We start from the raw sequence: 22827 nt of genomic DNA, 5'->3' as shown, positions 1-22827 counted from the left end.
ATGTTTAATAGAACTAGAAGACTAAGAAGTTCTCAAGTTATGAGAAATTTAGTGAAAAATATAGATTTTACTTTAGATAATCTAATCTATCCACTATTCATAGAAGAGGGAGAAAATATAAAAGTTGAAATTCCATCGATGAAGGGGCAGTATAGAATATCAATAGATAGACTAGAAGAGGAACTAGTAGAATTAAAAGATTTAGGAATAAAATCATTGCTTTTATTTGGAATTCCTAAAAAGAAAGATCCAGTAGGAAGTGAAGGATACAATGATAAAGGGATAGTTCAAGAGGCGATAAGATTTATCAAATCTAAATTTCCAGAATTTTTAGTTGTTACAGATGTGTGTTTATGTGAATATACATCTCATGGACATTGTGGAATCTTAAGAGGAGAGGAGTTACTAAATGATGAGACTTTAAAACTTTTACAAAAAGTAGCTCTTTCTCATGCTAAAGCAGGGGCAGATATGGTGGCACCATCAGATATGATGGATGGTAGAATAAAAGCTATAAGAGAGATATTAGATGAAAATGGATTTATAAATTTACCAATTATGGCATATAGTGTAAAATATGCATCAGCTTATTATGGACCATTTAGAGATGCAGCTGATTCAGCTCCAGCGTTTGGAGATAGAAAGACATATCAAATGGATTTTAGAAATTCTAAAGATTATTTAATAGAAGTTGAAAATGATATTTTAGAGGGTGCTGATATAATAATGGTAAAACCTGGAATGCCTTATTTAGATGTAGTTAAGGGAGTAGCAGATGCTATATCAAATCCAGTTGCTATTTATAATGTAAGTGGTGAATATTCTATGGTAAAAGCAGCAGCAGAAAATGGCTGGATAGATGAAGAAAAAATAGTTATGGAAAACATGTATGCTATGAGAAGAGCTGGAGCAGATATTATAATAACATACCATGCTAAAGATATAGCAAAATGGTTAAAAAGAGGTGTAAATTAAGTGAGATATAGTAATTCAGAGAAGATATATGAAAAAGCTGTGAAGATTATACCAGGAGGAGTAAATAGTCCTGTTAGAGCTTTTAAATCAGTTGATAAAACATATCCAATTTTTGTAAATAGAGGAAAAGGATCAAAGATATACGATGAAGATGGGAATGAATATATTGATTATATTTGTTCATGGGGTCCACTTATTTTAGGGCATAATAATGAAAGAGTTTTAAAAGGTGTTAGAGAAGCTATAGAGTTAGGAAGTTCGTTTGGACTACCAACTAAAATGGAAGTTGAATTGGCTGAATTAGTATGTAAGTGTTATCCATCAATGGATATGATAAGATTTACAACTTCTGGAACTGAAGCAACTATGGCAGCAGTTAGAGTTGCAAGAGCCTTTACAAATAGAAATAAAATATTAAAATTTGAAGGATGTTATCATGGACATTCAGATTCACTATTAGTTAGTTCTGGATCAGGATTATTAACAGATGGATATCAAGATAGTAACGGAATAACAGAGGGAGTATTAAAAGATACATTAGTTGCTCCTTTTGGTAATATTCAAAAAGTTAAAGAGATTTTGGAAACTAAAGAAGTTGCGTGTTTAATAATGGAGCCAGTACCGGCTAATATGGGACTTATAAATAGCTCGAAAGAATTTTTACAAGCTATGAGAGATATATGTGATGAGACAGGAACTCTTTTGATATTTGATGAGGTAATATCTGGATTTAGAGTTGCTTTAGGAGGAGCTCAAGAGTATTATGGAATAACTCCAGATATAACAACTTTAGGTAAAATAATAGGTGGAGGTTATCCTGTAGGAGCTTTTGGTGGAAAAAAAGAGATTATGGATATGATTGCACCTGTTGGAAGAGTTTATCATGCAGGAACTCTATCTGGAAATCCTGTTGCTGTTAGAGCAGGATTTGAAATGGTAAGTCACCTATTGGAAAATAGAGAAACTCTATATAAAGAGTTAGAGGAAAAAGTTATATATATGACTGATTCAATAGAGAAAATTGCAAAAAAATATGATGTACCTATTAAAATAAATAAATTAGGTTCTTTATTTACAATATTCTTTAGTGATTTAGATGAGATAACAGATTTAGAGCATGTTATAAACTCTAATACAACACATTATTCAATATATTTTAATACATTACTAGACAATGGTGTAGTTGCACCACCTTCAAAATATGAGGCACATTTCGTATCAGTAGCTCATACTAAAGAGGATTTAGATAGAACTTTAGAGGTTATAGATATGGCATTTAAAAAAATTGGTGAAACTAATGGAAAGTAAAAAATCTTTTTTTCCGCTATTTATAGATTTAACTAATAAAAGTTGTTTAGTTGTAGGAGGGGGGAACATAGCTGCAAGAAAGATAAAAAGTCTTGTAGATTATGGTGCTAGAGTTATTGTAATAGCTCCATTTATACTTCCTGAAATCTTAGAGTTAGATGTGGAGATTGAAAAAAGAGATTTTAAAGCTGGAGATATAAAAGATAAATTCTTAGTTGTCGCAGCAACTAATGATGAGAAGTTAAATGAAATGATAGTTGATTTATGTGAGGATAATAATATACTTGTAAATAATATAACATCAAAAGTATATATGTCTGCTAGATTTACTGCTCATATAGATAGTGATGACTATCAGATTGCAATTTCAGCAAAAGGAAATCCTAGAGAATCTGTTAAATTAAAAAAAGAATTAATAGGGTATCTTAAAAATAGAAAAGACTAGAAACATTTGTGTTTCTAGTCTTTTTCTATTTTTAAATCTTGGAAAAGATCTAAAACCTCTTTTGAATATTTACCATCCATATCGTGAGATATAAAAGGTGGAAGAATAGTTAAAGAATCTTTACCGTTTCTAATTCCTTCGATTAAAAGAATTTTAGCAGGTTTATCAAGTTTTGAATGACAAAATTGAACTCTTTTAGGTGAGATACCATATTTTCTCATAGCATCAACAATCTCTAAAAATCGGTCAGGTCTATGAACCATTGCAAAATATCCTTTATCTTTTAAAAGTTTAGAAGCTACCCCGATAAGCTCCTCTAAATCAATAGTTATCTCATGACGAGCTAAAGTAAGTTGATCTAAATTATTTAATTGATTCTCATTTCCATGAAATTTGAAGAATGGTGGATTTGTTATAACAACATCTTGAGAACCGTTTTCAAAATGTTTTTTCCAATTTTTCATATCATCATGAATAATTCTTATTTGTTCTTGTAAGTTGTTTAGTTCAACATTTCTCTTTGCTAAATTAGCAGAAATTTCTTGAATTTCAATACCAGTAATTTTAGCTTTGGTTCTTTGAGATAGGAAAAGAGGTATCGCTCCATTTCCAGTTCCTAAATCTAGTATTTTGTTTGTACCTCTTGTTAGAGATATAAAGTTAGATATTAAAAGTGAATCTAAAGAAAAATTAAAATAATCAGGTCTTTGAATTATTTTTAAATTTTTATTTAATAAATTATTTATAACTTCGTTTTCATTAAGTGTCATTTTGTACCTCCAAAGTTATTATAACAAAAAAGATACAAAATTCAAGTCTAGATATCTCTAGTTAAAACTATATTAGCATCAGTTCCTAAAATATTATTTAAAACAACTGTTCCAATTTTTTGTGGTGATTGGATTTTAATATCTTTTAAAAGTTCCATACATTGGAAAACTAATTCTTTTGGGATAGGTTTATCTGTTTTAACAGGAACCATATGATGAATTCCTCCACTTACTCTAACGATAGAAGTAACAACTCTTTTAGGAGCAATGAGCTCCTCTTTACCATAAACTGCTCCTTTAGGACATGAGTTCCCAGTAACTTTATAATCATTTTCAATATCTATATTTAAATGGCATCCCATAGGGCATAAAATACATATCATCTCTTTCATTACTATACCTCCTGTAGCTCAATAACAATATCTTTAGAAATTCTTTTTAATAGTACCTCAGGAAGAAGAACTTTTTCCATCTCCCCTGGAGCTAGGTGAGCTCTTTTGAAGCTAGCAATAATATTATCCCCTTCTCTAACTACGATTTTTTTATTTTTATATATATTATTTACTCTCATGAAAATTTCTAATTTGTTTTGTAGATTATCTAAATTAATAACTTGAGGAACAGTATAAACAATACCGTTACCATTTTTTATATTAGAAACATTTTCTAATTTACAATTTTCTTCGGCTATATAGCAAGCTGCAAATTTTCCTGCTCTTTCGCCCTCTTCACTAACGAAATCTACGAGATCATGAACATGAACTACATTTCCACAAGCAAAAACACCAGGAATACTTGTTTCCATTGAGTTATTAACAATAGGACCATTAGTTCTATTATCTAAAATAACACCAGCTTCCTTAGATAAATCATTTTCAGGAATAAGTCCAACTGATAAAAGAAGTGTGTCACACTCATATTCAACTTCAGTACCAGGGATAGGTTTTCTATTTTCGTCGACTTTTGCAATAACCACTTTTTCGAGTCTGTCTTTTCCTTTAATATCAACAACAGTGTGAGATAGAAGTAATGGAATATTAAAATCATCAAGACATTGAACGATATTTCTATTTAATCCACCAGAAAATGGCATTAACTCTACTACAGCTTCTACTTTCGCACCTTCTAAAGTCATTCTTCTAGCCATAATAAGACCGATATCTCCACTTCCTAGAATTAAAGCTTTTTTTCCTACCATATACCCTTCCATATTTATATATCTTTGAGCAGCACCAGCTGTAAATATTCCAGAAGGTCTTTCACCAGGAATAGCAATAGCTCCCCTAGTTCTTTCTCTACATCCCATAGCTAAAATTACAGACCCAGCCTCAATCTCTTGATATCCATCTATAGGATTAATCATAGAAACAACTCTATCTTTAGAGATATTTAAAACCATAGTTTCTAGTTTAATATCAATAGGGTATTGTTTAACAAATTCAATATATTTCTGAGCATATTCAGGACCAGTTAACTCCTCTTTGAATCTATGAAGTCCAAAACCATTGTGGATACATTGTTGTAAAATACCACCTAGCTCTTTATCTCTTTCTAAAATAACGATATTTTTAGCACCATTTTCATAAGCTGATTTAGCAGCAGCAAGACCAGCAGGACCTCCACCTATAACAACAACATCATATCTCATTATTTTTTCAACTCCTCTATTAGAATATAAGAATTAGCTTTATCTAAGATAACGTCTTTAATATTTTTATTTAACTCTCTAGCAATAATTTCTTGAACTCTAGGTCCACAGAAACCACCTTGACATCTACCAGAGCCAGGTCTACATCTTCTTTTAACTGCGTCCATTGTTGTAGCCTTAACAGGTCTATGAATTGCTTCAACAATCTCACCTTCAGTAATCATTTCACATCTACAAATTATTCTACCAAATCTATTATCCTCTTTAATTTTTTTAGCCTTTTCTTCAGGTGAAAGATGCATGAAAAGAGTATGCTTTCTAGGTGTAACAAAATCCTCTTTTTTTATAAGATGAGCACCACTATCTTTCAATAAATCAATAGCTGCTAAAGCAATGGCAGGTGCAGCAGATAATCCAGGTGATTTTATTCCTGCAATATCAAAGAAGCCTTTAATAGATGATTCTTCAACAATAAAATCGCCTCTATCTGATTCTGCTCTAATTCCAGCAAACGTTCTAATATTTTCTCTAAAGTTAATATCTTTTATAGAGTGACTTCCTTTAAATTTAATATACTCAAGTCTATCAGTAGCTGTAGAAACATCGTATCTGTTATCAATATCTTGAGCATCAGGACCAACAAGTAAATTTCCATGAACTGTTGGAGTTACAAGTATTCCTTTTCCAAGTTTAGAAGGACATTGAAAAACAGTTTGATTTACTCTTTTTCCTTGATTTTTATCTAAGACAAAATATTCTCCTTTTCTTGGTAATATTTTAAATGATTCAGGTGCAATCATTTTATGAATAATATCAGCGTGAACTCCAGTACAATTAATTACATATTTTCCATGGAAAACTCCTGTGTTTGTATATATATGAAAAATGTCATCTGTTTTTTCAATATTTTCAACTTCTGTATTTAAAAATAATTCAACACCATTTTCAACAGCATTATCCATAAGGGCTTCAGCAAACTCCCAAGGTGAAACAATTCCAGCAGAAGCGCAGTGTAGTGCAGCAATAGCTTTTTCATCAACATTTGGTTCGATTTCTCTTAGTTTCTCTTGGTTGATAATAGCTAAGCCAGGAACTTTATTTATGATACCTCTGTTGTAAAGTACATTAAGATGTTCAACCTCTTCATCATTAAATGCTAATACAAGGGAACCATTACGTTTAAAAGGAACAGAAAGTTCATTGCATAAATCTTCATATAAAGAGTTACCTAAAACATTTAATTTAGCCATAAGAGAACCTTCTTTAGCGTCGTATCCTCCATGAACAATTGCACTGTTAGCTTTAGTAGTTTCATTAGCTACATCAGTATCTTTTTCTAAAACTGCAACTTTTAATTTGTATTTAGAAAGCTCTCTAGCGATACCAGTTCCAATAATACCAGCACCAATGATTAAAATATCATACATAAAATACCCTCCTAGTTTTTAATAGCAAAAAAGAGAGCAGAAAAAGGTGATGATATAACAATCACCAATACCTTTTTAGCTCTCTTCATCTCTATTGCTAATATTTAATTTTTATCTAATCTAAATATACTACTTTTTTTAAAATTAGTCAAGCTCCCAATTTAAAGATCTTTCAACAGCTCTTTTCCATTTGCTATGTTTTAAATCTCTATCTTCTTCAGTCATGGTAGGAACGAATGTTTTTTCAAGACACCAATTTTGTTTAATCTCATTTTTATCATTCCAGAAACCAACTGCAAGACCAGCAAGATATGCTGCTCCTAAAGCTGTTGTTTCAACAGTAGAAGGTCTGTGAACCTCTTTACCCACAATATCAGATTGGAATTGCATTAAGAAGTTGTTAGCAGATGCTCCACCATCAACTTTTAAAGCTTTTAATTCAATTCCAGAGTCCTCTTGCATAGCTTCAAGAACATCTCTAGTTTGATAAGCAATAGATTCTAAAGTTGCTCTAATAATATGATTTTTATTAGCACCTCTAGTTAGTCCAACAATAGCACCTCTAGCGTACATATCCCAGTGAGGAGTTCCTAAACCAACAAATGCAGGAACAAAGTAAACCCCACCATTATCTTTAACTTTACTAGCAAAATATTCTGTATCTTTAGAATCTGTAATTAACTTTAATTCATCTCTTAGCCATTGAACAGCAGCACCAGCAACAAAGATACTTCCTTCAAGAGCATATTCAACTTTTCCATCTAATCCAATAGCTATAGTAGTTAAAAGACCATTTTTACTTTGGTACATTCTACTTCCTGTATTCATAAGCATAAAGCAACCAGTTCCATAAGTATTTTTAGCTTCTCCTTTTTCAAAGCAAGCTTGTCCAAATAGAGCAGCTTGTTGATCTCCAGCAACACCACAGATAGGAACTCTATGTCCACCTTTTCCACCAAGATTAGCATATCCAAATGTTCCACTTGAATCTTTAACTTCAGGAAGCATAGATTTAGGAATATCTAACTCTTTTAAAAGTTTTTCATCCCAACAAAGATCTTTAATATTATAAATCATAGTTCTAGAAGCATTTGTGTAATCTGTAGCATGAGATTTTCCATTAGTTAATTTCCAAATTAACCATGTATCAACAGTACCAAATAATAACTCTCCTCTTTCAGCTTGTTCTCTAGCGCCCTCAACATTATCTAAAATCCATTTTATTTTAGTTCCTGAGAAATAGGCATCTACAACAAGACCTGTATTATCTCTTATATAATCAGCTAATCCTCTAGCTTTTAAATCATCACAAATATGAGCAGTTCTTCTACACTGCCATACAATTGCATTGTAAACAGGTTTTCCAGTTAGCTTATTCCAAACAATAGTAGTTTCTCTTTGGTTGGTAATTCCTATACCAATAACATCATGTTGAGAAACACCAGATTGTGCAATAGCTTCAGCTAAAACACCACTTTGACTAGCCCAAATTTCCATAGGATCATGCTCAACCCATCCCTCTTTTGGATAGATTTGTCTAAATTCTTTTTGTGCACTTGCCACAATATTTTGTTGTTCATCAAAAATTATAGCTCTTGAGCTAGTTGTTCCTTGGTCTAATGCGATTATATACTTCATAGAAAATCCTCCCTAAGTTATTATATTTTAATTGAAAAGAGCTGCAAAAGTAATAGCACCGATAATACCACCTACGATAGGACCAGCAATAGGTACCCAAGCATAAGACCAGTCAGAATCTCCTTTATTGGCAATAGGTAAAATAGCGTGCATAATTCTAGGTCCTAAGTCTCTAGCAGGGTTAATAGCATAACCAGTAGGCCCACCTAAACTTAAACCTAAACTCCATACATAAAATCCAGCTAATAACGGCCCTAAAATACCAGTAAATCCTCTAACCATATCACCATTTGGTAAAGTAGCAGTGAAAGCTTGGTTATTAACATGACCAATAGCTAATAGTCCAAAAACAAGCATAAAAGTGCCGATAGCTTCTGTTACAAAGTTCCACTTTAAATCTCTAATAGCAGGTCCTGTAGAAAAAGAACCTAAGATTGCTCCAGTATCAGTTGTTTCGTCATAATGTCTTTTGTAAGTAAGATATACAAAAATTTGTCCAAACATAGCTCCTAAAATTTGGGCAACAACATAACCTAAAACAAGGTTAGCTGGGAAAAGACCTGCAACAGCAAATCCAATAGTTAAAGCAGGGTTAAGATGAGCACCACTAATCCATCCTACGCAGTAAGCTCCAGTCATAACAGCTAGACCCCAAGCAGTAGTAATAACAATCCATCCAGAGTTGTTTCCTTTACTTTTGTTTAAAACCACATTTGCAACAACACCATTACCAAGTAAAACAAGAATTGCAGTACCTATAAACTCAGCTACAAAAACATTCATGATATCCTCCCATATTTATTTTTTTTATATTAAAAAAAAGCTATTCAAAAAAAGAGAATTTTAAGAAATTCTGTTTAATTGAATAGCTTCTCTAATATCTCTAGCTAAACTAATTTATAATATTTAGTTTTGTTGTAGATATAGCTACAGCTCCGCTTTTTAAAGCTAGATTGACATCTTCATGATCGGAGATAAGTCCACCAGCAATAATTGGAATAGAGCTTTGCTTTGAAATTTGTTCAATAATTTTAGGCATAACTCCAGGTAGAATTTCAATTGCATCGATATATGTTTCATTAAAAAGTTTTTCAGTAGTAGTTAAAGATAAAGAGTCTATTAAGAAACACCTCATAATAACTAAAAAGCCAATTTTATGTGCATATTTAGCTACTTGAGATTTTGTAGTTATGACTCCATCTGCAAAAGTATTATCTTTCAAATAGTCAATAGCAGAATTATCTTTAGTATTTAAGCCTTGAATCATATCAAGGTGTATAAAGCATAGTTTTCCACTTGCTTTGATAAGACGAGTAGTTTCTTCAATAGAGCAAATATCACTACTTAGAAGAAATATTATCTTAGAGGAGCTTAAAAGAGCTTTTTCTAAAGTTTGTAGGTCCTTTACAGCAAGTATCTTGTTATTTTTGATTAAAATCTTTTCAAAATTTGAGTTCATTTTGATCTCCTTTTGTCTCTTATCAATATTAAGTATACTATATTAATTTTAAATGTCAAGTTAAATAACAGTTAATTTTTTAAATTTGACAAAAAAATAAAAAAGGGGTTATAATAACCCCTTTAAACTCAATAAGTTATATATTTTTAGCAGGTTTAGTTATACCGATTAAAATACATGTTACAAAAGCACCAATAACAACAGATAATAGATACATCATTGGATTTGTAATAATAGGTAAAACAAATAATCCACCGTGAGGTGCAGGCAATTGACATTTAAATGCCATTGATAGACCACCAGCTAGAGCAGAACCTATAACACAACTAGGAATAACTCTAATTGGATCAGCAGCAGCAAAAGGAATAGCTCCCTCAGTAATAAAAGATGCTCCCATTATATAGTTAGTTAAACCAGCTTCTCTTTCCTCTTTAGAGAATTTATTTTTAAAGAAAGTAGTTGCTAAAGCAATTCCTAAAGGTGGAGTCATACCACCAGCCATAACAGCAGCATGTGGATAATAGTTTCCAGCAGCAATAGCAGCAATACCAAATGTAAAAGCGGCTTTATTGATAGGACCTCCCATATCAATAGCCATCATACCACCAACAATAGCTCCTAATAAGATAAGGTTACCAGTACCAAGAGAATTTAAGAAATTAGTAATTCCACCATTTACAGCAGCAACTGGAGATATAACAACAGTATACATAAGAACACCAGTTATTAAAATTCCAAATAAAGGATATAAAAGAACGGGCTTAATTCCTTCTAGTTTTTCAGGAAGTTTAGCGAATACCTTTTTTAAGAATAGAATAACATAACCACCAAGGAAACCTCCAACTAAACCACCAAGGAAACCTCCACCATTATTAGCAGAAATTAAACCTCCAACCATAGCGGGAGCAAATCCAGGTCTATCTGCAATACTCATTCCTATAAATCCTGCAAGAACTGGAACCATTAAGAAGAAAGCATTTCCACCACCAATATCCATTAAAAGTTTAGCGATTGGACTAAAACTTGGATCAGTAGGATCAGATGCCTTTATACCGAATATGAAAGATATTGCAATTAAAATACCTCCACCAACAACGAATGGCAGCATATTAGAAACCCCACTCATTAAATGCTTATAGAATCCCTTTCTTTCACTAGTTCCAGAAGATGTTTTTGTTTCTTTATTTGAATACACTGGTGCAGTTTGATCTAAAGCTTTTTGAATTAACTCTTGAGGTCTTTTAATTCCCTCTTTAACTCCAACAATTTCAACATGCTTTCCGTTAAATCTAGCCATTTCAACATTTTTATCAGCAGCAATTATAATTCCTTTTGCATTTTTAATCTCTTCATCCGTAAGGTGGTTTTTAACTCCTGTAGATCCATTAGTTTCTACTTTGATTTTAATTCCCATCTCTTTAGCTTTTTTGTTTAAAGCTTCAGCGGCCATATATGTGTGAGCAATTCCAGTTGGACAAGCAGTTACTGCAAGTACTTGATAATCATTATCCTCTTCTTTAGGCGGGACAAGTTCTTCTCCTACATTATCCTCTTTTAAAAGAATATCTAGAACTTCTTGCTCTGTTTTTACTTTTAAAAGCTGTTCTCTAATATCATCATCTAATAAAAGAGATGTCAGTTGAGATAATGTTTCAATATGTGAATCAGTAGCATCAGCGGGAGCAGCAATCATGAAAAATAATTTAGATGGCTCACCATCTAAAGAATCATAATCAATTCCTTCTTTAGAAAGTCCAAATGCAACAGTAGGAATTTTAACAGATGATGATTTTCCGTGAGGAATAGCAATACCTTCTTCTAAACCAGTAGAACTTTGCTCCTCTCTATTTAAAATAGTTTTTCTAAATTCATCTTTATCATTAAGTCTACCAGCATTGTAAAGAACATCGACAAGTTCATCAATAACTTCAATTTTACTTTTAGCATTTAAATTTAATTTTATACAATCTTTTACTAACATTTTATCTAACATAATATTCCTCCCATTTATAAATTAATAACTTTAATATCTTTTAATAAATTTGTCATAGTATTAAAAGTTGCTAATCCTTTAGAAAAAGCAGTAGCACTTCCAGAAGCAATTCCAATCTCATAACACTCTTTTAAAGATAAAGATTTGTTAAGACCATATATAAATCCACCAATCATTGAATCTCCAGAACCATTTGAACTAATAAGAGTACCTTTAGGAACACCACTTATAAAAATTTCATTTTGTGTTATAAAAATAGATCCTTTAGAACCTAAAGAGATTAAAACGTTTTTAGCTCCCATCTTTTGTAATTTTTTACCAGCTTCAACTAACTCTTCAGTAGTTGAAAAATTAGAGTTAAAAAATTCATTGATTTCATCCTTGTTTGGTTTTATTAAAAATACGCCTTTTTTTAAAGCAATTTCAAAAGGAAGACCTCTAGTATCTAAAATAACTTTGACATCCTTTGGAATGCTTTCAATAATATCAGCATATATACTAGAAGGTAAAGAAGATGGAACACTTCCAGATAGAGCTAAAATATCATTAGCTTTAAGATTAGTTTTTAAAAAATTAAGTAACTCTTGAAGATTTTCTTTTGAAATTGTAGGAGAAGTGCCTGCAATTTCACTTTCAAGTCCATTATTATTTATTTTAATATTTATACGAGTATCTTCATCAACATTAAAAAACTTAGTATTTAAACCATCGTGATTTAAAGTATTTTTTATAAATTCTCCAGTAAATCCACCAATAAATCCTAAACAAATTGATTCTGTGTTAAAATTTTTTAAAATTTTAGATACATTGATCCCCTTTCCTCCAGGAAGTTTATACGTTTCTTTAGGAGTGTTTAAATTTCCTTCGATAAAAGAATCAAAGGATAAAAAATAATCTAAAGCAGGATTTAAAGTTAACGTGTATATCATTTTACTACCTCCACTTTTACTATATTTTTATATTCTTTAGAAAGTGGCTTATCTGTAATTAAAGTCCCTTTATCTAAAGTAGAAAAAATAGTAAAACTACTTTTTCCAATTTTTGAATGGTCACAAAGAAAAAAAGTATCCGTACTTTTATTAATAGCTTCACTTTTAATAAGAGCTTCTTCAAAGTCAGGTGTGCTATAGCCATCTAAAGTAACAGCATTAACACCAATAAAAGCATATTGAAAATTAAAAGTTTTTATATATTGAGCTGCTGAAAATCCAACAGTACAACTAGTTTTACTTTTAATTTTACCGCCTATTAAATAACTTTCAATTTCATATTTTTCTAACTCATCTATTAAATTTAATCCGTTTGTTACAACTTTAATATTAAGATTTTTCAAATACTTAATCATACAAAGAGTTGTTGTTCCAGCATCTAAGAAAATATAGGAATCTCTCTTAATGAAACTTGCGGCATATTTTGCAATTTTTTCTTTTTCCACTCTATTAAGATTTCTTCTGTATTGGATGTTAAAATCCTTTGTAGTATCTAAAGAGTTATTTAAGATAGCTCCACCGTGAACTCTTTTAACAAGCTCTTTTTTTTCTAAAGAAGCTAAATCTCTTCGAGCAGTAGCTTCTGAAATATTTAAAAATTCAACGATTTCTTGGATTTTTATAACCTCTTTTTGTTTCAAAAGTTCTAAAATAGAATTTTCTCTTTCTATATTCAACATAAAATCACATCCTTTATAGAAAGTATATTATCATAGTGTAAAATAAAAATCAATCATTTTCTTTCAAATTCTTTCAAAAACAATCAAAAATAAAAAAATGAAGGATTTTTATAAAATAAAGATTATAATAAATTTAGAGGAGGGAGTTATAATGAATATAGATTTTACAGAAAAAATAATTGGGAAGGAAAAATATTTTAATTCAGCTGTGATAGCGTTAGTTATTGAAAAGAATGATAAGAAATATTTTTTATTTGAAAAAAGAGCTAGAGGAGTAAGGCAAGGAGGAGATATATCTTTTCCAGGTGGAAAAATAGAAATGGGTGAAACTAGTTTAGAAGCGGCATTAAGAGAGTGTAAAGAAGAGATTGGTATAGATGAAGTCGATGTTAAAGGAAAAATAGGAACATTAGTTATACCATCAGGGATAATGGTAGAAGCTTTTTTAGGCATTATAGAAGAGAAAAAATTAAAGAAATTAAAAATAAACGAAGATGAAGTTGAAGGATGTTTTTTAGTTCCTGTTGATTTCTTTAAAAAAAATTCTCCAAGAATTGAAAAATTAGAAGTAGAAACTAAGCCTTATTATTATGAAAATGGGGAGAAATTTGTATTTCCAGCAGTGGAATTAAATTTACCTAAAATGTATCATACACCTTGGAAGAGTTCTCCAAGAGAGGTTTATATTTATATCTATGAAGATAAGGTTATATGGGGATTAACAGCAGAGATTATAAAAGAAGCTATAAAATATTTATAGGTATATAAAAAGAGACTATTTTTATAAATAGTCTCTTTAAAAAACTTAAAAATATGGTTTTATAAAGTATAGAAACATTGTAATCGCAAGAAGGTCAGCAGCTCCACCTGGACTAATTCTTTTTTCTATAAATTCTTTTTCAATTTCAGTTAATAAATTTATATCTAAAGAGTTATTATCAAATTTTAAATGTAAATCTTTAGCTTTAAGTTTTACAAAATTTAGAATTTCAATATCGTGTCTGTGCAAAATGGTTGTATCTTCTAAATTACTCATTAAAAATATAAGAGTTCTAATCATTGCAGAGTTAATATGCTCACCAGAAACTAAAGATTTTTCAAAAATTTCAACGGAGTTATTAAAAATAATATCTAAACCATTTTTTACAATTCCTCTTACACCAACTACGCCATGTTTAATATATAATTTCTCTCCATGAGTAAGAGAAGATTTTTTATGAATATCATTAAAGTCTTTTAAAATATCTCGACACATATCTTTTATTAGTGATGAGATATCATTAAATAATAAATTTTCATACTTTGCTTTAGCACTTAAAGCGGCAGTAATACCCATTAAGAAAATCATTCCCTTATGTGTATTAACGTTATGAGTAGCTAAAAACATATCATTTTCAGCAACTTTTCCCATAAATCTTATTTTCTTAAAAATTAAATCAACTGATAAAGGCGAATACCCCGCATTTACAACTTTTTTAAAGTAACTATTTAAAGAAAATCCACTGTCAATAAAGGTGAAAAAATCCATATCTTCATGAGAACCGTTAGTATGAGGTGAAACTAATCCAAAAGATGGTGAAGCAGAAACTTCTAAGATAATTGATTTTAATGCTAGATTTGAGAAGGTGTCCGTTATCTCAATTTTATTACGCTCAGAATTTAAGTATTCTTCTAGTCTCTTTTCAATAGCTATTTGAACATCTTTTTGGGTATGTTTTTTAGTTCTAGCACAAACAAAGGCCATATCATTGCAAAGAAGACATTGTCTTTTTTCTCCACCAAAGTCTTTTCTAGAAAATGGATAACCGTTATTATCGAAAACATCAATATCAACACATCGACCTAAAATATGAGATTCTTCAATCTCCATAGCAATTTTTTTTATATTTTTACCAGAATAATTAATTGAATATATATATGTAGGCCCTTCGATAGATTCAATTTTTTTTGAATATATAATTTGTGAATTGAAAATTTCTAGAATTTCATCCTTTATAATTTCAACAATATATTTAGCAACAAAACTATTTTTTTCCTCTCCAGGATAGTTAGCTCTCAAAACTAAAATGGGATTTTTAAAATTTTCAATAACTTTATTTTGAATCTCTACTCTTTTTTCTCTCATTAATAAAAATTCTTCTAAATTAAACATCTATAATTAGTGAACAGAGTTAGAATTTTTAATTCTCTCTGTAATCTCCTTCCCTTTTTCTGAAATTAAGTATTCGTAAGTAGAATATGGAACTAAATTTTTAACTTCATTTAATTTGTCCTCTTTTAAAAGAGCACGAACTTGTGAGGCACTTATAGCACAATGTTCCATCTCTTTTCTTGGAATAATACAAACTTTTAAATTAAACTCCTTAAAAGTTTCAATCATAGTATCATTGTATTTTTTAGTTACTTCACAAAATGGTTCTTCACCAACAAATCTAGTTGAAATATTTAGTTTTTTGCAAAAGTGTTCAGCAGTTATTTTAGTATCTAATTTCATAAATTCAACTAAAGAATCGTCTTCTTTTCTTAAAAAGTAATTAGGAAATGTAGCTGAAGATATAACATATTCTGTACTAGGTAAAATAGTTACATTTGTTAAATGCTCTGTTCCTTTTTTTACTAGAGCAATTCTATCGGAAAATGGAAAAGACGATTTATCCTCTTCAACAACTAAAACTAAAATATTATCCATTTTTTTAGCAGCAGTTTCAATAAGAAATTGATGACCTAAAGTGAAAGGATTGCAATTCATTATAAGAAGACCATTATTGCTATTTTCTTCCCAAGCTAATTGTGATTTCATTTTATCAATAGTTTTATCAATAGAATTCATTCCAATTTCAAGAAGCGCTACTTTATCAGTTTTTGAAATTGGTTTAAATCCAACACCTTTAAAAATATCTTCATTCGAAGGTTTTGTAAAAACAAAAGTATGAAAAATTCCTTGATCAAAAGATTTATTAAGAAGAGTTGTAACAAGAGTGTTTGTAACTCCTTCTCCTCTTAAAGAATCATCTATGGCAAAGCATTTTATTATATTTTTACTTTTAGAGGCTGTTGCGACAATTTCCTCATTTTTTCTAATAACTAAAGAGTAATCAATAGTTTCATCAAAATTTAATTGAAACTTTTTTAAAAACTCCTTAAGTTCATTTTTTTGATAGCTACTATTTAAATTTAGTGTTTCTATATTCATTGTGTTTGTGTTACCCCCTCTTTAATAAGTTGGAATTTACTTGTTATATCATCAATATATTGAATAAATATATTTTGAGATTCAGATAAAATTTCATTTTTTGAAATGCTATATACTACATAAACCTTATTATTTTCCATCCAAGTATCTTTTTCAATTGATTTTTGTACAAGTTGAGTAGCAGTATAATCCATTAAATCAGATAAAGCAGGAGATAATATTTTTTTAGTATAAGGATCAGCAGGAACTAAGAAAGATTTAAAAACTATCTCTTCTTCAGATAAAATTTTAGACTTTAATTTTTCTTTAGCTTCACGAACAGCTTTTCCAGTTGCAACTAATGTACCACTACTTGCAATTTTAGCTGAACCAATACCGATAACTTCATTTTCAGAATCAACAGAAGTAGTCATTCGCTCAGTATTTTCAGTGTTTTCCATAGGATTTGGTATTGAAAGATTATTACATCCAGTTAAGAAAAAAATAAAAGATATAGCTGTAAATTTTTTTAACATTAGAACTCCCCCCTTTAAAAATAAATTATATGCTAGGTATAGTACCTAAGATTTTAATATTTAAATTTTCAAAATCTTTTAAGTTTTTAAATGGAATTAAATTTATAAAAAGATTTGAATCAACTTTTATATACTCTTTAGAAATTATACCATTATGTAAAATATAAGTAACATCATTATCTTTAAAAATAGAGTTATTGTAAGAGGAAAATAAATATAAAACCTCTTCATTTAAATTAACTTTATTAATAAGGTACCAGTTATTTTTTTCTATAAAATCTATAATTTCTTTAGAAAGTGGAGTTAAAATGTATTTAACAGAATCTAAATTCAGTTCTTCAAACTGACGAATAACAACAGGATTAACATATTCTCCCAAAATTTTTTTTACTCCAACTAAAGATAAAGCGTTGTATTTTATACCTACATTTAGTATGCCTTCAAGTTTTCGGCAAAAAGATATAATTTCAGTATAAAAACTTTGGATTTCATCAGCTTCAAGTCCTGAAAAGTCACTTAATTTTTTATAAATAGCAACCTCTCTTTCTGGAACATATATACGGCTGTTGTCTTTTGATTTTGTTACACCAACTTGGTGAACAATATTCATTCTGTTCAGAATTAACTCTACAATTTTTTTATCTATTTTGTCTATTTCTTCTCTTAATTTATTAATATCACGTGTAATTTTAATCACCCATTTCATGAACATTATCAATACATATTCTATAATATAAAGGTGTCAAAATCAAATAATTATTGAAATATAATGAAAAATCTTATAGAATGAGATATTGAAATGTTTAAAAATAAATAGAAGTTTCAGGAGGAAAATATGAAGTTTTTTTCTTTGAATAAAAAAAAGTATGCGACTTTAACTGTTAAAGAAAATAAATCAGAAAATAAAAAAGTTGAAGAAAAAGAGGAAAAAATAATAAAGAAAACAAAAATAACAGGACTTTGGGAAAAATGTCCAGAGTGTCATGAGATTGTTTATAAAAATGATATTGAACAAAATTTACAAAAATGTCCACATTGTGATTATTATTTCTCAATGAGTGCTAAGGAGAGAATTGCTCTTTTAATAGATGAGGGAACTTTCCAAGAGATGGATAAAAATTTAACTTCAGAAAACCCATTAGATTTTCCAGGGTATACTGAAAAATATGAAGCAGCAGTAGAAAAAACAGGAATGTTAGAAGGTGTTGTAGCAGGAATTGGAGATATTTTTGGAATAAAAGTAAGTATAGCGGTTATGGACTTTGATTTTTTAGGTGGAAGTATGGGATCTGTTGTGGGAGAGAAAATAACAAGAGCAATAGAAAGAGGAATAAAGTTTAAAGTTCCGGTAGTTGTGGTATCTTCATCTGGAGGAGCTAGAATGCATGAAGGAATACTTTCACTTATGCAAATGGCAAAAACTTCAGCAGCACTAGAAAAATTAAGAGAAGTGGGGGTTCCATTTATTTCTATTCCAGTAAATCCAACAACAGGAGGAGTAACAGCTTCTTTTGCAATGTTAGGAGATATAATTATGACAGAGCCAGATGCTTTAATAGGGTTTGCGGGACAAAGAGTAATTGAGCAAACAATAAAGCAAAAATTGCCAAATGGATTCCAAAGAAGTGAATTTTTACAAGAGTGTGGAATGGTTGATGTTATAACAAAAAGAGAGGATATGAAGAGAACTCTTCATAAAGTTTTAGATAATATAATCTAGAAATCGTTTATTTACAGGAGAGTGACATGAAATTTAATAGTGAAATTTTAGATTTAGAAACTAAAATAGTAGAGCTTAAAAATTTTTCAAAAGAAAAAAATATAGATTTAAGTTTAGAGATAGAAAAACTTTCAAAACAAAGAGATGAATACTTAAAAGCCGCTTATGAAGACTTAACAGATTGGGATAGAGTAGCTATAGCTCGTCATCCAGAAAGACCATATACATTAGACTATATAGAAAATATGACAACAGATTTTATAGAGCTCCACGGAGATAGGTTATGTAAAGATGATGCTGCAATAGTTGGTGGTCTTTGCAAAATAGATGGAAAAAAAGTTATGATTGTTGGACACCAAAAAGGAAGAACTATTGAAGAGAATATCTTTAGAAATTTTGGAATGGCAAGTCCTGAAGGGTATAGAAAAGCCCTGAGATTATTTAAAATGGCTGAAAGATTTTCGATTCCTATAGTAAACTTAATAGATACAGCAGGGGCATACCCTGGGATAGAAGCAGAAAAACATGGACAAGGAGAAGCTATTGCTAGAAATTTATTGGAAATGGCAGGCTTAAAAGTGCCAATAATTTCTGTTGTAATAGGTGAAGGAGGATCTGGAGGAGCTTTGGCATTAGGAGTAGCAGATAAAGTTTATATGTTAGAAAATTCAGTTTATTCTGTAATATCTCCAGAAGGATGTGCGGCAATTCTTTATAAAGATTCTTCTAAAGCCCCAGAAGCAGCAAATAACTTAAAAATATCAGGTCATAGTTTACAAAGTTTAGGTATAATTGACGGTATAGTTAAGGAACCTCTAGGAGGAGCTCATAGAGATTATAAGTGTGCAGCAAATGATCTAAAAAGTGTTATTTTATCATCACTTTTAGAGTTATCTAAATTAGATGTAGATACTTTACTAAAAAATAGATATAATAAGTTTAGAAAAATGGGAAGTTTTACAGAGAAAACAATCTAAATTTTAATAGAAAGTGTCGGAGGTGTTAAGCTTATGAAAAAAATAGCTGTTTTAACAAGTGGAGGAGACGCTCCTGGAATGAACGCTGCAGTAAGAGCGGTAGCTAAAGTAGCCTTAGCAAAAGGGATGGAAGTATACGGAGTAAGAAGAGGATATTTAGGAATGGTTCACGATGAGATATTCCAAATGAATGGAAGCCATGTATCTGGAATTATTGATAGAGGTGGAACAGTTCTTTTAACAGCTAGATGTTTAGAGTTTAAAGATCCAAAATTCAGAGCAATAGCTGCTGAGAATTTAAAGAAAAGAGGAATTGAAGGTATCGTAGTTGTAGGAGGAGATGGATCTTATAGAGGTGCTGATTTATTATCTAAAGAGCACGGATTTAAGGTTGTAGGATTACCTGGAACAATAGACAATGATATAATAGGAACAGACTATACAATAGGTTTTGACACATGTTTAAATACAATATTAGATGCTATGTCAAAATTAAGAGATACAGCAACTTCACATGAAAGAACAATCTTAATGGAAGTAATGGGAAGACATGCAGGAGATTTAGCTCTTCATGCCACATTAGCTGGAGGAGGAGATGGAGTTTTAATTCCTGAAATAGAGGAACCAATTGAGATGTTAGCTTATCAAATTAAAGAGAGAAGAAGACAAGGGAAGCTACACGATATAGTTTTAGTAGCTGAAGGTGTTGGAAGTGTTTTTGAAATTGAAAAGCAACTAAAAGAGAAAGTAACAACAGAGGTAAGAAGTGTAGTTTTAGCTCACGTTCAAAGAGGTGGAACTCCATCTGGATTTGATAGAGTTTTAGCAACTAAAATGGGAGCAAAAGCAGTTGAGCTTCTTGAAGCAGGAGAAGGTGGAGTTATGGTAGGAATTGAAAGTAATGAATTAGTAACTCATCCAATTTCATTTGCTTGGGAAGGTAAAAGAAAATATGATATTAGAAAAGATTATGAATTAGCATTAACACTTTGTAAATAGGAGCTGATGAGAATATGATTACAGTTTTAGACGTTGTTAGAAAAGAAAGAAGAAAAAATAAGATTAAAAGAGAAATTGAAGATAATGATAGAAAAATAAGAGACAACAGAAAAAGAGTTGATCTTTTAACAAACTTAAAGGAGTATCTAAAGCCTGGAATGACTTATGCTGAGATTATTGACATAATTGAAAACATGAAAGGTGACTATGAGGATAGAGTTGATGACTATATAATCAAAAATGCTGAGTTAGGAAAAGAAAGAAGAGAAATTTCTAAAAGCATAAAAGAGATTACAAGAACATTAGCTCAAAAAGCTCCAGTAGAAAAAAAGTAATAAGGAGTTTAAATGGCAACTAAGTCATTAGAGATATTGATAGATGAATTTAATAGATTACCTGGAATTGGAAGAAAAAGTGCAGTGAGATTGGCATTTCATGTTTTAGAGATGTCGGATCAAGAAGTTGAAAGATTTTCAAAAGCTTTAAAAGATGTAAAAGAAACTGTAAAAAAATGTTCAATTTGTGGTAATTTTAGTGAAAATGATATATGTGATATATGTAGAGATGAATTTAGAGATAAGAATATTATCTGTGTTGTAGAGGATAGTAGAGATATAATTCCTTTAGAAAAAACAAAGAGATATAAAGGAAGTTATCATGTTTTAAATGGTAAAATAGATCCATTAAATGGTATGACTCCAGATAAACTAAATTTAAAATCATTGTTAGAAAGAGTGGCAAAAGAGGATATAAAAGAAGTTATTCTTGCTTTAAATCCAGATTTAGAGGGAGAGACAACAGCTTTATATTTGACAAAACTTTTAAAGACATTTGATGTAAAAGTAACAAAAATAGCTAGTGGAATTCCAATGGGTGGAAATATAGAGTTTGCTGATGTAGCAACTATATCAAGAGCTTTAGATGGAAGACAAGAGATATAAAAAAAGTCGGATTAATCCGACTTTTTTTATTTATTTTAAATCTATGATAGCTTTTTCTAGACAATCAAGAGTAAATCTAACTCTGTCTTCACGAGCATTTTCTCCCATATGTCCAATTCTAATAACCTTTCCAGCTAGAGGACCATAAGATCCAGAAAGTAGAATATTATATTTGGTTCTTAGATGAACTAGTAAATCTTCTGCTCTTATTCCTTCAGGAGGATAAAAAGCTGTAACTGTAGGTGAGAAGTTAGATTCTAAATATAGAGAACACCCAAGTTCTTTAAGTCTTTCAATACAAAGATCTCTCATTTCCTCGTGTCTATCAAATACTCTAAATAAAGTTTCAGATAGTAGATTATCAATAGCAGTTCCTAAACTGATAATGTCACTAGCTGGCATAGTGTATGGAAAAGATTTCTTTTCCTCTATATTTTTCCAGTGTAATAAATTACAATAAAAAGATGGAATAGGAGTTGTTCTATTTTCCATTGCATGCCAAGCATCATTACTAACAGCGACTATAGTAAGACCTGGGGCAGCTGAAAAAACTTTTTGAGATGCAGACAACATAATATCAACATTCCATTCATCCATTCTAAAGTCAACTCCTCCAAGAGCTGCAACTGTATCAACTACAGTTAGAATACCTTTAGATTTTAGAAGTTGACATACAGGGCCAATATCGTTAAGAAGTCCACTAGGAGTATCACAATGTATTACCGTAGCATATTTAAAATCAGAATCTTTTTCTAGAAAATCTTTAAGATTTTCCAAATCAATTGATTTCTTCCAGCTTGATTCAAATACAGTAACTTCCCCACCATAAGGCTCAATAAGTTCTTTGAAACCTTCTCCAAAGAAACCATTAGAGATAACAAGAGCTCTATCTCCTTTTTCAGTAAGAGAAGCACAAGCTGAATCTAAACCAAGCATTCCTTCTCCACTCATTATAAGAATTTTAGAATGATCTGATCCAATAAAATTTCTAAGTCTATGACAAACAAATTTATAATAACTTAGGAAGTCGGGATCAAGATCGGGGTTTCCGAATACCTTACTTCTTGCATGTAAAGTATTACCTGAAACGGTAGTAGGCCCAGCGGTCATCATTAGGTAGTTAGGTCTGTAAAATAACATTTTAAATCCT

24 protein-coding genes are annotated in these 22827 nt (G+C 30.4%); 9 read left to right on the top strand and 15 right to left on the bottom strand.

All coding sequences use genetic code 11. The features are described 5' to 3' along the window. Genes hemB through H5J23_RS09455 form a run of 3 tightly spaced genes read left to right on the top strand, consistent with a single transcriptional unit; the run spans position 1 to position 2728 of the window. Positions 1 to 975, top strand: a complete 975-nt coding sequence (gene hemB / locus H5J23_RS09465) for a porphobilinogen synthase (RefSeq protein ID WP_023051032.1) — start codon at positions 1 to 3, stop codon at positions 973 to 975. Then, on the top strand, positions 976 to 2283 hold the full coding sequence (gene hemL / locus H5J23_RS09460; protein ID WP_023051031.1) for a glutamate-1-semialdehyde 2,1-aminomutase: 1308 nt from the start codon (positions 976 to 978) through the stop codon (positions 2281 to 2283). Further along, positions 2273 to 2728: a bifunctional precorrin-2 dehydrogenase/sirohydrochlorin ferrochelatase gene (locus tag H5J23_RS09455; RefSeq protein WP_185891885.1), complete on the top strand. Its 456-nt coding sequence runs from the start codon at positions 2273 to 2275 to the stop codon at positions 2726 to 2728. Before hemL ends, H5J23_RS09455 begins: the two co-directional genes overlap by 11 nt. 14 nt (positions 2729 to 2742) lie before the next feature. Here H5J23_RS09455 and H5J23_RS09450 read toward each other — a convergent pair whose 3' ends face one another. The 10 genes from H5J23_RS09450 to H5J23_RS09405 form a co-directional block, all read right to left on the bottom strand. Continuing rightward, the gene (locus H5J23_RS09450) at positions 2743 to 3498 is read right to left on the bottom strand and encodes a tRNA1(Val) (adenine(37)-N6)-methyltransferase (RefSeq protein WP_023051029.1); all 756 of its coding nucleotides are present in this window, start codon (positions 3496 to 3498) and stop codon (positions 2743 to 2745) included. A gap of 47 nt (positions 3499 to 3545) precedes the next feature. Continuing rightward, positions 3546 to 3890: a DUF1667 domain-containing protein gene (locus H5J23_RS09445; RefSeq protein WP_185891884.1), complete on the bottom strand. Its 345-nt coding sequence runs from the start codon at positions 3888 to 3890 to the stop codon at positions 3546 to 3548. A gap of 2 nt (positions 3891 to 3892) precedes the next feature. Next, positions 3893 to 5146, bottom strand: a complete 1254-nt coding sequence (locus tag H5J23_RS09440) for an NAD(P)/FAD-dependent oxidoreductase (protein WP_185891883.1) — start codon at positions 5144 to 5146, stop codon at positions 3893 to 3895. Continuing rightward, positions 5146 to 6573, bottom strand: a complete 1428-nt coding sequence (locus H5J23_RS09435) for an NAD(P)/FAD-dependent oxidoreductase (RefSeq protein ID WP_023051026.1) — start codon at positions 6571 to 6573, stop codon at positions 5146 to 5148. Before H5J23_RS09435 ends, H5J23_RS09440 begins: the two co-directional genes overlap by 1 nt. A 144-nt stretch (positions 6574 to 6717) precedes the next feature. Then, the gene (gene glpK, locus H5J23_RS09430) at positions 6718 to 8211 is read right to left on the bottom strand and encodes a glycerol kinase GlpK (protein ID WP_023051025.1); all 1494 of its coding nucleotides are present in this window, start codon (positions 8209 to 8211) and stop codon (positions 6718 to 6720) included. 27 nt (positions 8212 to 8238) lie between these two features. Next, complete coding sequence (locus H5J23_RS09425) at positions 8239 to 8994, bottom strand: MIP/aquaporin family protein (RefSeq protein WP_023051024.1); 756 nt, start codon at positions 8992 to 8994, stop codon at positions 8239 to 8241. Between the two features lie 109 nt (positions 8995 to 9103). Further along, positions 9104 to 9670, bottom strand: a complete 567-nt coding sequence (locus tag H5J23_RS09420; RefSeq protein ID WP_023051023.1) for a glycerol-3-phosphate responsive antiterminator — start codon at positions 9668 to 9670, stop codon at positions 9104 to 9106. A 136-nt stretch (positions 9671 to 9806) separates the two neighbouring features. Continuing rightward, positions 9807 to 11663, bottom strand: a complete 1857-nt coding sequence (locus tag H5J23_RS09415) for a fructose-specific PTS transporter subunit EIIC (protein ID WP_185891881.1) — start codon at positions 11661 to 11663, stop codon at positions 9807 to 9809. A gap of 14 nt (positions 11664 to 11677) precedes the next feature. Continuing rightward, positions 11678 to 12592 carry a 1-phosphofructokinase gene (gene pfkB / locus H5J23_RS09410; RefSeq protein WP_023051021.1) on the bottom strand — a complete coding sequence of 305 codons (915 nt, stop codon included), beginning with the start codon at positions 12590 to 12592 and terminating at the stop codon, positions 11678 to 11680. Beyond that, positions 12589 to 13332 carry a DeoR/GlpR family DNA-binding transcription regulator gene (locus H5J23_RS09405; RefSeq protein ID WP_023051020.1) on the bottom strand — a complete coding sequence of 248 codons (744 nt, stop codon included), beginning with the start codon at positions 13330 to 13332 and terminating at the stop codon, positions 12589 to 12591. Before H5J23_RS09405 ends, pfkB begins: the two co-directional genes overlap by 4 nt. A 151-nt stretch (positions 13333 to 13483) precedes the next feature. Here H5J23_RS09405 and H5J23_RS09400 point away from each other — a divergent pair, with 151 nt between their 5' ends. Then, entirely contained in the window at positions 13484 to 14092 is a 609-nt protein-coding gene (locus tag H5J23_RS09400; RefSeq protein ID WP_040407401.1) for a CoA pyrophosphatase, read from the top strand. Positions 14093 to 14137: 45 nt separating this feature from the next. Here the strand turns inward: H5J23_RS09400 and citX are convergent, their stop codons facing one another. The 4 genes from citX to H5J23_RS09380 are packed head-to-tail and all read right to left on the bottom strand — an operon-like array spanning position 14138 to position 17746. Further along, a complete protein-coding gene (gene citX / locus H5J23_RS09395) occupies positions 14138 to 15484 on the bottom strand; it encodes a citrate lyase holo-[acyl-carrier protein] synthase (RefSeq protein WP_255494368.1) in 1347 nt (448 codons plus the stop codon). Positions 15485 to 15490: 6 nt separating this feature from the next. Further along, entirely contained in the window at positions 15491 to 16525 is a 1035-nt protein-coding gene (gene citC / locus H5J23_RS09390; protein WP_023051017.1) for a [citrate (pro-3S)-lyase] ligase, read from the bottom strand. Continuing rightward, positions 16522 to 17040: a hypothetical protein gene (locus H5J23_RS09385; protein ID WP_023051016.1), complete on the bottom strand. Its 519-nt coding sequence runs from the start codon at positions 17038 to 17040 to the stop codon at positions 16522 to 16524. The genes citC and H5J23_RS09385 overlap by 4 nt, the downstream gene beginning before the upstream one ends. A 25-nt stretch (positions 17041 to 17065) precedes the next feature. After that, entirely contained in the window at positions 17066 to 17746 is a 681-nt protein-coding gene (locus H5J23_RS09380) for a chorismate mutase (protein WP_185891877.1), read from the bottom strand. A gap of 129 nt (positions 17747 to 17875) precedes the next feature. Here H5J23_RS09380 and accD point away from each other — a divergent pair, with 129 nt between their 5' ends. Genes accD through recR form a run of 5 tightly spaced genes read left to right on the top strand, consistent with a single transcriptional unit; the run spans position 17876 to position 21677 of the window. Continuing rightward, positions 17876 to 18760 carry an acetyl-CoA carboxylase, carboxyltransferase subunit beta gene (gene accD / locus H5J23_RS09375; protein WP_023051014.1) on the top strand — a complete coding sequence of 295 codons (885 nt, stop codon included), beginning with the start codon at positions 17876 to 17878 and terminating at the stop codon, positions 18758 to 18760. 26 nt (positions 18761 to 18786) lie between these two features. Next, on the top strand, positions 18787 to 19737 hold the full coding sequence (locus tag H5J23_RS09370) for an acetyl-CoA carboxylase carboxyltransferase subunit alpha (protein ID WP_023051013.1): 951 nt from the start codon (positions 18787 to 18789) through the stop codon (positions 19735 to 19737). A 33-nt stretch (positions 19738 to 19770) separates the two neighbouring features. After that, on the top strand, positions 19771 to 20736 hold the full coding sequence (gene pfkA, locus H5J23_RS09365; RefSeq protein WP_023051012.1) for a 6-phosphofructokinase: 966 nt from the start codon (positions 19771 to 19773) through the stop codon (positions 20734 to 20736). 14 nt (positions 20737 to 20750) lie between these two features. Further along, positions 20751 to 21071 carry a DUF496 family protein gene (locus tag H5J23_RS09360; protein ID WP_023051011.1) on the top strand — a complete coding sequence of 107 codons (321 nt, stop codon included), beginning with the start codon at positions 20751 to 20753 and terminating at the stop codon, positions 21069 to 21071. A 12-nt stretch (positions 21072 to 21083) separates the two neighbouring features. Beyond that, on the top strand, positions 21084 to 21677 hold the full coding sequence (gene recR, locus H5J23_RS09355; RefSeq protein ID WP_023051010.1) for a recombination mediator RecR: 594 nt from the start codon (positions 21084 to 21086) through the stop codon (positions 21675 to 21677). 30 nt (positions 21678 to 21707) lie between these two features. On the opposite strand, the gene H5J23_RS09350 is transcribed toward recR, so the two are convergent. Further along, a complete protein-coding gene (locus tag H5J23_RS09350) occupies positions 21708 to 22817 on the bottom strand; it encodes an alanine--glyoxylate aminotransferase family protein (protein WP_040407399.1) in 1110 nt (369 codons plus the stop codon). Positions 22818 to 22827: the final 10 nt, after the last annotated feature.

This window comes from Cetobacterium sp. 2G large, from assembly GCF_014250655.1.
Classification (GTDB): domain Bacteria; phylum Fusobacteriota; class Fusobacteriia; order Fusobacteriales; family Fusobacteriaceae; genus Cetobacterium_A; species Cetobacterium_A somerae.
This window is presented reverse-complemented; position numbering and strand designations above follow the sequence as displayed.

Coding starts and splice junctions, on each gene's coding strand:
- hemB (WP_023051032.1), top strand. CDS start 1: ATGTTTAATAGAACTAGAAGACTAAGAAGTTCTCAAGTTATGAGAAAT.
- H5J23_RS09455 (WP_185891885.1), top strand. CDS start 2,273: ATGGAAAGTAAAAAATCTTTTTTTCCGCTATTTATAGATTTAACTAAT.
- H5J23_RS09450 (WP_023051029.1), bottom strand. CDS start 3,498: ATGACACTTAATGAAAACGAAGTTATAAATAATTTATTAAATAAAAAT.
- H5J23_RS09445 (WP_185891884.1), bottom strand. CDS start 3,890: ATGAAAGAGATGATATGTATTTTATGCCCTATGGGATGCCATTTAAAT.
- H5J23_RS09440 (WP_185891883.1), bottom strand. CDS start 5,146: ATGAGATATGATGTTGTTGTTATAGGTGGAGGTCCTGCTGGTCTTGCT.
- H5J23_RS09435 (WP_023051026.1), bottom strand. CDS start 6,573: ATGTATGATATTTTAATCATTGGTGCTGGTATTATTGGAACTGGTATC.
- glpK (WP_023051025.1), bottom strand. CDS start 8,211: ATGAAGTATATAATCGCATTAGACCAAGGAACAACTAGCTCAAGAGCT.
- H5J23_RS09425 (WP_023051024.1), bottom strand. CDS start 8,994: ATGAATGTTTTTGTAGCTGAGTTTATAGGTACTGCAATTCTTGTTTTA.
- H5J23_RS09420 (WP_023051023.1), bottom strand. CDS start 9,670: ATGAACTCAAATTTTGAAAAGATTTTAATCAAAAATAACAAGATACTT.
- H5J23_RS09415 (WP_185891881.1), bottom strand. CDS start 11,663: ATGTTAGATAAAATGTTAGTAAAAGATTGTATAAAATTAAATTTAAAT.
- pfkB (WP_023051021.1), bottom strand. CDS start 12,592: ATGATATACACGTTAACTTTAAATCCTGCTTTAGATTATTTTTTATCC.
- H5J23_RS09405 (WP_023051020.1), bottom strand. CDS start 13,332: ATGTTGAATATAGAAAGAGAAAATTCTATTTTAGAACTTTTGAAACAA.
- H5J23_RS09400 (WP_040407401.1), top strand. CDS start 13,484: ATGAATATAGATTTTACAGAAAAAATAATTGGGAAGGAAAAATATTTT.
- citX (WP_255494368.1), bottom strand. CDS start 15,484: ATGTTTAATTTAGAAGAATTTTTATTAATGAGAGAAAAAAGAGTAGAG.
- citC (WP_023051017.1), bottom strand. CDS start 16,525: ATGAATATAGAAACACTAAATTTAAATAGTAGCTATCAAAAAAATGAA.
- H5J23_RS09385 (WP_023051016.1), bottom strand. CDS start 17,040: ATGTTAAAAAAATTTACAGCTATATCTTTTATTTTTTTCTTAACTGGA.
- H5J23_RS09380 (WP_185891877.1), bottom strand. CDS start 17,746: ATGAAATGGGTGATTAAAATTACACGTGATATTAATAAATTAAGAGAA.
- accD (WP_023051014.1), top strand. CDS start 17,876: ATGAAGTTTTTTTCTTTGAATAAAAAAAAGTATGCGACTTTAACTGTT.
- H5J23_RS09370 (WP_023051013.1), top strand. CDS start 18,787: ATGAAATTTAATAGTGAAATTTTAGATTTAGAAACTAAAATAGTAGAG.
- pfkA (WP_023051012.1), top strand. CDS start 19,771: ATGAAAAAAATAGCTGTTTTAACAAGTGGAGGAGACGCTCCTGGAATG.
- H5J23_RS09360 (WP_023051011.1), top strand. CDS start 20,751: ATGATTACAGTTTTAGACGTTGTTAGAAAAGAAAGAAGAAAAAATAAG.
- recR (WP_023051010.1), top strand. CDS start 21,084: ATGGCAACTAAGTCATTAGAGATATTGATAGATGAATTTAATAGATTA.
- H5J23_RS09350 (WP_040407399.1), bottom strand. CDS start 22,817: ATGTTATTTTACAGACCTAACTACCTAATGATGACCGCTGGGCCTACT.